This window comes from Rhodococcus sp. (in: high G+C Gram-positive bacteria) (genome assembly GCF_049591685.1).
Classification (GTDB): Bacteria; Actinomycetota; Actinomycetes; order Mycobacteriales; family Mycobacteriaceae; genus Rhodococcoides.
The window spans coordinates 1-8587 of record NZ_JBAWFH010000559.1 but is presented as its reverse complement, the minus strand read 5'-3'; the positions used below and the strand labels follow the sequence as shown (position 1 = coordinate 8587).

General features: G+C 65.0%; 7 protein-coding genes. 2 read left to right on the top strand and 5 right to left on the bottom strand.

All coding sequences use genetic code 11. The features are described from left to right. Window positions 1-594, bottom strand: a 594-nt coding sequence (locus tag WBQ44_RS22995) for a hypothetical protein (protein ID WP_495568968.1), incomplete at its 3' end; no start/stop codon positions are given. Window positions 595-1020: 426 nt separating this feature from the next. On the opposite strand from WBQ44_RS22995, the gene WBQ44_RS22990 reads away from it, so the two are divergent. Then, window positions 1021-1842 carry a sulfurtransferase gene (locus WBQ44_RS22990; protein WP_495568967.1) on the top strand — a complete coding sequence of 274 codons (822 nt, stop codon included), beginning with the start codon at window positions 1021-1023 and terminating at the stop codon, window positions 1840-1842. Window positions 1843-1887: 45 nt separating this feature from the next. Here WBQ44_RS22990 and WBQ44_RS22985 read toward each other — a convergent pair whose 3' ends face one another. After that, window positions 1888-3459: a GMC family oxidoreductase gene (locus WBQ44_RS22985; protein WP_495568966.1), complete on the bottom strand. Its 1572-nt coding sequence runs from the start codon at window positions 3457-3459 to the stop codon at window positions 1888-1890. 12 nt (window positions 3460-3471) lie between these two features. Then, entirely contained in the window at window positions 3472-5223 is a 1752-nt protein-coding gene (locus WBQ44_RS22980) for an aldehyde dehydrogenase family protein (protein ID WP_495568965.1), read from the bottom strand. A gap of 147 nt (window positions 5224-5370) precedes the next feature. Here WBQ44_RS22980 and WBQ44_RS22975 point away from each other — a divergent pair, with 147 nt between their 5' ends. Further along, window positions 5371-6546 carry a PucR family transcriptional regulator gene (locus WBQ44_RS22975; RefSeq protein WP_495568964.1) on the top strand — a complete coding sequence of 392 codons (1176 nt, stop codon included), beginning with the start codon at window positions 5371-5373 and terminating at the stop codon, window positions 6544-6546. Between the two features lie 39 nt (window positions 6547-6585). On the opposite strand, the gene WBQ44_RS22970 is transcribed toward WBQ44_RS22975, so the two are convergent. Then, a complete protein-coding gene (locus WBQ44_RS22970) occupies window positions 6586-7557 on the bottom strand; it encodes an esterase/lipase family protein (RefSeq protein WP_495568963.1) in 972 nt (323 codons plus the stop codon). Window positions 7558-7686: 129 nt separating this feature from the next. Then, window positions 7687-8587, bottom strand: a 901-nt coding sequence (locus WBQ44_RS22965) for a glycoside hydrolase family 16 protein (protein ID WP_495568962.1), incomplete at its 5' end; no start/stop codon positions are given.

Sequence of the window (8587 nt, the reverse complement as noted above, 5' to 3'; positions counted from 1 at the left end):
CTTGACCTGGGTGCCCTGCAGGATGGCCGTGTCGTTCGGACCGGTTGCCAGCGGGTTCAGGGTGCGGCCGTCGAGATCGAAGATGACTGCGTCTTCGGCAGCAACTTCACCGTTGACGGACACGGTGCCGGTGAGCAGCGAGGTGCCCGGGTCGATGACGAAGTCGGTCAGCTCGACGACGGTCTCACCTGCGGTGAGGGACAGGCCGCTTCCTTCGTGGTCGACCTCACCCTGCACGTAGGGGTCCACTGTGCCCGGCTCCCAGTACTTGACGTTTCCGCCGGTGATCGGGAAGCGAATGGAACCGTCTGCGAGAGTGGCGCTTCCGATGGTTCCCGGCGTGAGGCCGAGGGTCGTCAGTGCACCGGTGAAGCCGGGGTCGAGTGCAACTGCGGTGTCGACGCCGTTGCTGAGGTCGGCGACCTCGGCTGCAGGCTCCGGCATGGCCTCGGTGGTCTCCATTGCGGAAGACTCCATGGCCGACGAGGTGGTGTCGGAGGTACTGGAGGAGTCGTCGCTCGAGCAGGCGGCAAGAGGTACGAGGGTCAATGCACCAATTGCGGTGGCTGCCATGACTTTACGGATCGATATCATGTCGGTCTACCTTTCTGTGCTCACGTCTTGAGCGTTATCTGTGATTCGCCGCCGACGGTGGCCCGGATGGGTTCGATGTTCGTCGGCGAAGGTGGCGTGTCCGAGATTGTGGCCGTCACCAGCGGTAAACCCTTGTGAGGACCAGCCGGTGCACCGTGGGTCGAAAGCAAATCGCCCTGGTAGACACAGACTCCCACGCTTCGCCGGCCCGTTGTGCCCGTATCGTCCGTTTCTGCCAATGGTAGTAGCGCCGTGTCCGGTTCGATGCCGTCGCGTGTCCCCCTCGTTACATCGGGCCGATTAACCGCAAGTCCGGTTTGGTTCGAGGCTGCACCTTCGGGTCAGACGACGGGCCCAGTAGGCTCGCGGCTCCAACCGTGTTCGCAGTCGAGTAGCCGGCGAGCCGATATCCAGGAGAGAGTGCAGATGAGTGTTGTCCGTGACGTCGCCGATCTGAAGTCCGCCTTGGGCAGTCTGGTTCCGCCCGTACTTCTGGACGTCCGGTGGGCCCTTGGCGACACCGAGGGCGCGCAGCACTACCGCGATGCCCATATCCCGGGGGCGGTGTTCGTCGACCTCGAAGCCGACCTGGCCGAGCACGGGTCACCCGAGCATGGCCGGCATCCACTGCCGTCGATCGACGACCTGCAGGCAGCGGCTCGCCGCTGGGGTGTCAGCTCACGCGTTCCCGTGGTGGTCTACGACAACACGGGAAACCTCGCGGCGGCGCGCGCCTGGTGGCTACTGAAGTGGGCCGGGGTCGAGCAGGTGTCGCTGCTCGACGGTGGCTTGCGTGCCTGGGTGGATGCGGGCTACGAAACCGCGGCGGGTGACGAGTTCGCCCTCGGTGACGGCGACATCGAGCTGAGCGCGGGGCACCTGCGCACGTTGACGGCCGATCAGGCCGAAGCGTTGGCCGCGGCTGGAACTCTTCTCGACGCACGGGCAGCCGAGAGGTTCGCGGGGGAGAGCGAACCCATCGATCCCCGCGCGGGCCACATACCCGGCGCGGTCAGCGCGCCCACGACACACAATCTCGATGCCGACGGGCGCTTCCTGCCCGCGGAGGCGCTGCGTGCGCGATTCGCCCACGTCGCCGGGGAGGTCGGTGTCTACTGCGGGTCGGGGGTCACCGCTGCGCATCAGGTTGCTGCGCTGGCCATCGCCGGGATCGACGCGGCGCTCTACCCCGGCTCGTGGTCCCAGTGGTCGAACGATCCTGATCGCCCGGTCGCCACCGGACGGTGACGCTCCAGACGGTCAGGGCCGGTCGAGGTCGGTCGGAAGCTTCGATCACCCGGCCAGGATCATGTCCGCAGCCTTCTCACCGATCAGCACGCTCGGCGCGTGCGTGTGGCCGCGAATGATGGTCGGCATGATCGATGCGTCAGCAACACGGAGCCGATCGACGCCGCGCACGCGCAGATCGGGCGTCACCACGCTCGATGCGTCGTTGCCCATTCGGCAGGTACTCACCGGGTGGTAGAGCGTGTGAGCGTTCTGCTCGAGCGCTTCGCTGAGGACGTCGCCGGCATTGTGGGGGCGAACGATCTCCCCCAGGAGGCCCTTCAGTGACGGCTGCGACGCAATCTCCGTGCACACCCGCAGGCCTTCGAGCATGGCGTCGCGGTCCATGCCCTTCTCGTCGCTGAGGTACCTCGGTTCGATGATCGGCTTCGCGGTCGGGTCGCTCGAGCGGAGGCTGATCTCGCCCCGACTCTCCGGACGCAGGAGCACCGCACCGATGACGGCTGCGTGCGCGTCCGGTGCGATCAGGCCCTCGTCGAAGAACGGCGCGGGGGCGTAGATCAGTTCGACGTCCGGGTAGGCCAAGCCGTCGCGGCTCTTGATGAAGCCGTAGGCCTCGGCGACGTTCGAGGTGAGCATGCCCCGTCGTCGAACGAGGTAGTTGACGAGTTCGGGGATTTTCTCGGCGAAGAAGAGCGAGTCCTTCTCGAGGCTCCACCCGATCAGCGCCGAGAGGTGATCGGTGAGGTTCTTCCCGACCTCCGGTGCATGATGCTTGACGGCAATGCCGTGCGAACCCAGTTGCTCCTTGTCACCGATGCCCGACAGCATCAGCAGCTGAGGCGTGTTGACGGCACCGCCCGCGAGGACGACTTCCTTGGCTGCACGAACCTCCCGGGTGATCCCGTTGCTGACGTACTCGACGCCCACCGCTGCGGATCCCTCGAAGATCACCCGAGTGGCCTGGGATTCGGTGAGGATCGTCAGGTTGGGTCGTTTCTTCACCGGTTTGAGGTACGCGTCGGCGGTGCTCCATCGCGCGCCGCGCTTCTGGTTCACCATGGTCTGCGAGAAGCCCGTGGGCTCGGGCAGATTGGCAGGCTCGACCGGATAGCCCGCCTCGCGGACGGCACCGAGGAACGACTGGGTGAGTGCGCGGGGGCTACGCTGGTTCGACACGATGAGCGGACCAGTGCTGCCGGCGTCGACGGCGCTCGTTCCTTCGATGCTCTCGATCTTGCGGAAGTACGGCACAACGGATTCGAACGACCACGAATCGTCGCTGAGCGAGGCCCATTCGTCGTAGTCCGCGGCGAAACCTCGCACCCACATCATCGCGTTCATCGACGACGAGCCGCCGAGCATCTTGCCTCGCGGCCAGAAGATGCTGCGACCCTTCAGTTCCGGCTGTGGTTCGGTGTCGTAGTTCCAGTCGACCTCGGAGCGGAAGAGTTTGGAGAACGCTGCCGGGATATGGGCGAACTTGTTCTTGTCCTCCAGGCCCGCCTCGAGCAGGACCACCGAATTCCGCGGATCGGCGCTCAGGCGGTTGGCCAGGACGGCACCGGACGAACCGGCCCCGACGACGACGTAGTCCGTGACGAACGGTTCGGTCATGTGTGCTCTCCTTTATCCGCGCAGTGCCGACGCGAAAATCGCGGGCATCTTGAACCACGACGGCGCGGCGGCGAACGCGGTCAGCAACCGGCCCGTGGTCGCAGCCGTTCGATTGGTGACGAACCATGGCGGCTTCGGGGAAAGCGACCATTCCTTGTTGACAAGTGAACGCGGCGACGGGCGGAAAGGCCCACGTACGACGGTTCTTTCGGCGTCGTCGATGAGGAGGGCATTGTGTACGATGCCGATTCCGCTCTGCACGTCGTCGATGGTGTGGCCGGGGAATGCACCCCACGTCGCGGCCGGGCTGAGGAAGGCGAGGCCGGTCCACGCGTTGACGGCGATCGCTCCGTACCGCAAATCGGCGAGGTGTTCGTCGAACCGGGTGCCCATCTCGTCGATCGTTCTCGGGTGCGCGATGACGTTGACGCCGAGCGTGCCGACGAACGTCTCGTTGACTGTTTCGATGGCCTTCTCCGCGAACTGCTCACCCTCGTAGGGGAGTTCGACAATTCCGAGAACGGGCGCGAAGTACTCGGTGCTCAGTAGTGCGGCCTCGTCACCTGGGTCGAGGTCGTCGATCAGTACGCGGCCGTGCGCCAATCGCTGGGCGCCGGGGTAGCTGCTCAGAGCGGACTCGACGCGGCTGTCGCTACCCGGATAGTAAGCACGACGTTCTGGTGCCGCGGCCAACGCGTCACGGACCGCGGCGACGAATTCGTCGCGCTGCTTCCACCCGGACGACAATACGATCACCTGTGAGGCGACGCAGTTGTATCCGCCGTTGTGCAGCCTCTGCGTTGCAACGTGTTCCGCCTGGAAGCGAATGTCGGCGGCACTCCACTCGCCGGGGAGGACGATGGTCGGTGAGACGCCGCCCAGTTCGCTCGTCATCGGCTTCTTCAACACTGGGTCGCCGGCGGCTTTGCGCTCGGCACCGGCCTCCCCGGGCCCGAACACGATGGCGTCGTGGGTGATGGAGCTACCGGTCATGTGTACGTGGTCGACGAGGTGGTGGCCGACGAGATACGTCCCGATGTCTGCGCCACCGGTCAGGATGCGAACGGCACCCAGGGTGATGAGAGGCTCGAGGATCTTGGAGAACACGTCGAACATCGGATCGGTGATCGGATTGAGCTTGAGGGCCACGACGCGGTTGTGGGCCACGAGCTCGTACAGCGTGTCCAGGGGAGCGATCGACATGATGTTGCCCGCACCGAGTACGACTCCAATTCCGTTGGTGCGTGCGGGTGTCCGTTGCGCCAGCCCCGCCGACTTCTTCGCGGCTGCGGCGTCGACACCCGGCTTCAACCACACCTGGCCGCTGAAACCGCTCAGGAGTAGTTGATCGAACACCCCACGCGGGAGGATTTGCACGGTCGTCCGGCCGCCGGGGGCCGAGCCGAATTTTGCGTCGGCGAGCGGGCTCTTGCCTGCGTCGAGCGCTTCGAGGGTCTTCGCGACGGTCGCCGTTCCACCGGCGAACGCGTAGGGACCGGACATCCATTCCTCGCCGACGAGCGGGGAAGTGCCCACGAGGCCCTTGACGGTGGATGCTGCCTCCACCCATTCTGCGGCATGCGCGATGGTCAGGTCGCGGACGCGCTCGATGATTCGCCGTCGTTCGGACAGTGAGGAGGCACGCCACGCCTTCTCACCCTCGTGAAGTTCGCTCAACGCGGTGTCCACATGTGTTCGCGTGTCGACCTCCGACGACTCGGCGACGCGCAGTCGAGGTGTAGTCGATTCGGTCACGGTGCTCACTCCCTTCGTTCTCGCGGTGTTCACTGTGATTGTCGTCTCGTTCGGGCGCGCTGCGCCATGGGCCGAGGCTGTGGAAGTGAGCGGCGCGATTGTGCGTCGGCACAACAAGGTGTGGTGTGCGTTACATCGGACGGCTAGGGTGCAGGGATGGCGAAAGCGAGCACGGCCACCGCACCCACATCGTTCGAGCTGGCCGCGCCCCTGCTCGATGCAGTGGAAGAACTGGCCGACGAATTGGTCCGCCGCATATTGACGGCCGAGCACGCGTACGTCGAATCGACGCTGCTCAGCCCTAGTCAGCTGCGCGGTGCCTGCCTCGCGAACGTCACGGACATGATCTGTGAACTGGCGGGTGAGCGTCCCGTCGATCTCGAGGCAGCCAGAGCTGCGGGGCGACTCAAGGCCGAGCAGGGTGTGCCGCTCGCGGCCCTACTGCACGCGTTCCGTTTGGGCGGTCGCCTCATCTGGGAGGAACTGCTCGCCCGATCCGACGACGACGATGCGCCGCGGACGCTGCTCGAGATGGCCGCGCACGTATGGGCCCTGGTGGACGTCTGCTCGGACGCAGCCGCCGAGGCCTATCGCGTGAGCATCGACGCCCGAGCCGAGCACGATGCGGAGGCGCGACGACGGTTGGTGCGGACGCTGTTCGCCGACCACGGCGCGAACCCGGCAGCGGTCGCCGACGCACTGCGCACCTTTCGCATTCCCGACCGCGGAAGCTTCGTCGTCGTCTCTGCCGATACCCGCTGCGCGCACATCGCGACGCCTGGCGTCGAGTCGGTGTGGGACAGCGCGGTCGACGGCGTGGTCGGGCTGCTGTTCGCGCAATCGGATCAAGCCCTGGAATTCGTGCTCGACGGTATTGCCGGTGGCAATGGCGACATCGGTGTCAGCGCGGTGTTCCGCACGTCGTCGTCGATACCGGGTGCCGTCGTCCAGGCGAGGTCGGCGCGGGCGTGTGCACCCGTCGACGATGCTCCGTGCACCCGCTACGACTCGGTGCCCGTGCCGCTTCTGTTGGCGGGCCACCCCGAATCCGGTCATATCGCCGCCGCACAGATCCTGGGCGACCTGTTGCTGCTGCCTGCAGAGGAGCGCGACAGTCTGCTCGGCACCCTGGACGCGTGGTTCCGCGCCGAGGGTTCGACGAGCGGGGCGGCTGCGGCTCTGCACTATCACCGCAACACGGTTCTCTATCGGCTACGGCGGATAGGTGAACTCACCGGCCGTAATTTCTCCAATCCGGCGCATGCGGCGGAGTTGTACGTGGGCCTGCGTGCGTTTCAGTTGCAGGTGCGCTCCGCGCCCGTGCGCACTTAGTGCTGTTGGAACGACGTTTTTCGCACACCGGGGGTCGCATCAATTACTCGCGATGATCACATCCAGAATTCCGGTGCCCAGCGGGACGGATTCGCAGGGTGGTTCGATGTCGGCGGACGGATCGAGCGCGGCAAGGACCAGGGCGGCAGTGGTCGCATCGTAGGTGAATGCGAAATGCGCGACGTTGTTCTGCGGACATACATCCTGAACCACGACGTTGTTCGCACCCGAATCACGAAGCAGCGCATTGGTGTACGGCTGAATCACCTCGTCCACCCGGGTGGCAATACTGGTGTATTCGACGCCGGGGACGGTGTCACCACCCGCGTTCAGTTCGGTCAGGAATTCCGAGCCCTCCATCAGCTGGACGAGTGCGGGACCCAGTTCACCGGATACCAGCGTCAGTGCACCCGGCACGGCCTGCACCGCTGGTGAGAAGCCGTAGGCGTTGCCGCCGTAGGTGGGTGAGGCGATGCCGATCCACTTGTCCACCAGCTCGGCTCCGCCCAACCGGTTGGTGTAGTAGCGAGCCACGGCCGCGCCCTGCGAGTAGCCGACGACATCCACGGCGCTGGCTCCCGACCTGGCGGCGACGGACTCTGCGAACTCTCTCAGTTGGGCTGCGCTCTCGCGGATGTCGCCGAATCCGTAGCTCGAGCCGTCCGGGGAAGCACCGAAGTTGAGGGCGTGAACACAGTGACCGGCTGCGGCGAGAACGGGAGCCATGCCCGCCCAGTCGGCGTAGGCACTGGCGTCGGTGCCGTGTACGAGAATGACCGGGTTCGGATGGGTATCGGTGGGAATGCACGACGGGTCGTTCGCGCCGCTGGGGGCCGCGTCGGGATGCTCGGAGGCGTATCGGATCGCGTCGCCGTGCAAAGTTTGAGCGGGCCCCGGCACGGACGGCATCAGCACGATCGGTACAGCGGGCCCCGCCGCGGCGGGGGATGCGCTGGACAGAGCGACGGTGAAGGTTGCGGCCAGAACAAGCAGCGAGGAGGAAAGCCTCATGCGTCACCTTTGATCGAGGGTTACGTCTCGAATGCTATGTGCGCGGTGCCAAATACCTCGGTATTGAGTTGTGATCGGTCACTAAGTGTCCAGGGCATCGACGCCCCGACGTCGTCGATGTGCGGCTGGTCAGGAAATTCTGCTCGCCTTGACCCAGTCGACGCTCATGGTCTGCGGGAAAGGCGTCGACGCCGGCACTTTACCGACCCAGTTGTTCCCGACTGCGACGTTGAACAGCACGTAGTGCGGCCAGGCTCCGGAGAACGGCGTCCAGTTTCCGCCCTTGGCTTCGTACTCGGCTTTGCTGACCGAATACTGCGGCGCACCGTCTACGAACCAGGTGATTCGGTCGGGTAGCCAATCCACCCGATACGTGTGAAAACCGTCGGAAACAGGCGCCATTCCGCCGCCGGTCTTCACGTCGGTATTCGAATTCGATTTCGCCGGACCGTGCAAATTGAAGGACGGTCCGTTTGTTCCTGGGATTTCGACGATATCTATTTCACCCTGCCGCGGCCAACTGTATTCGTTGCCCGGTTCGAGCCCGAGTAACCAGAAAGCGGGTAGTAGACCGGCGGCCCTGGGCATCTTGATGGATGCTTCGATACGCACGGGCGGGGTTACGGATTGTTTTCCGAAGCTGACTACGCGCGCGCTCGTGAAGTTGTCGGGTGCAGGCTTGCGGTCGGGTGGCGTCTCCTTCCTCGCGGTGATATTGAGTGAACCGTTGCCCACCGACGCGTTGGATGTGGAGTTGGTGTAGTACTGCTGTTCTCCGGAACTTGCTCCCCACCTGCCGGTTTGGAATCCCCACTTGGCTGGATCGACGACTCCGGCGCTGTTGAACTGGTCTTCCCACAGCAGCGGCGTCTGTGTCGGGGGTGGCGTCTGTGTCACCGGAGTGGTGGTCGTCGGGGGCGTGGTGACGGGTGGAGCAGTGGTGGTGGGTGGGGTCGAAGCGCGCGTATAGGGAAAGACCGGTAGAGGCTTGGGGGGATTGAAAGGGTAGGTATACGGCGCGGCCAGAACG

What these genes read in the sequence shown, in the direction of transcription:
- WBQ44_RS22990 (WP_495568967.1), top strand. Translation starts at nt 1,021, where the DNA reads ATGAGTGTTGTCCGTGACGTCGCCGATCTGAAGTCCGCCTTGGGCAGT.
- WBQ44_RS22970 (WP_495568963.1), bottom strand. Translation starts at nt 7,557, where the DNA reads ATGAGGCTTTCCTCCTCGCTGCTTGTTCTGGCCGCAACCTTCACCGTC.
- WBQ44_RS22985 (WP_495568966.1), bottom strand. Translation starts at nt 3,459, where the DNA reads ATGACCGAACCGTTCGTCACGGACTACGTCGTCGTCGGGGCCGGTTCG.
- WBQ44_RS22975 (WP_495568964.1), top strand. Translation starts at nt 5,371, where the DNA reads ATGGCGAAAGCGAGCACGGCCACCGCACCCACATCGTTCGAGCTGGCC.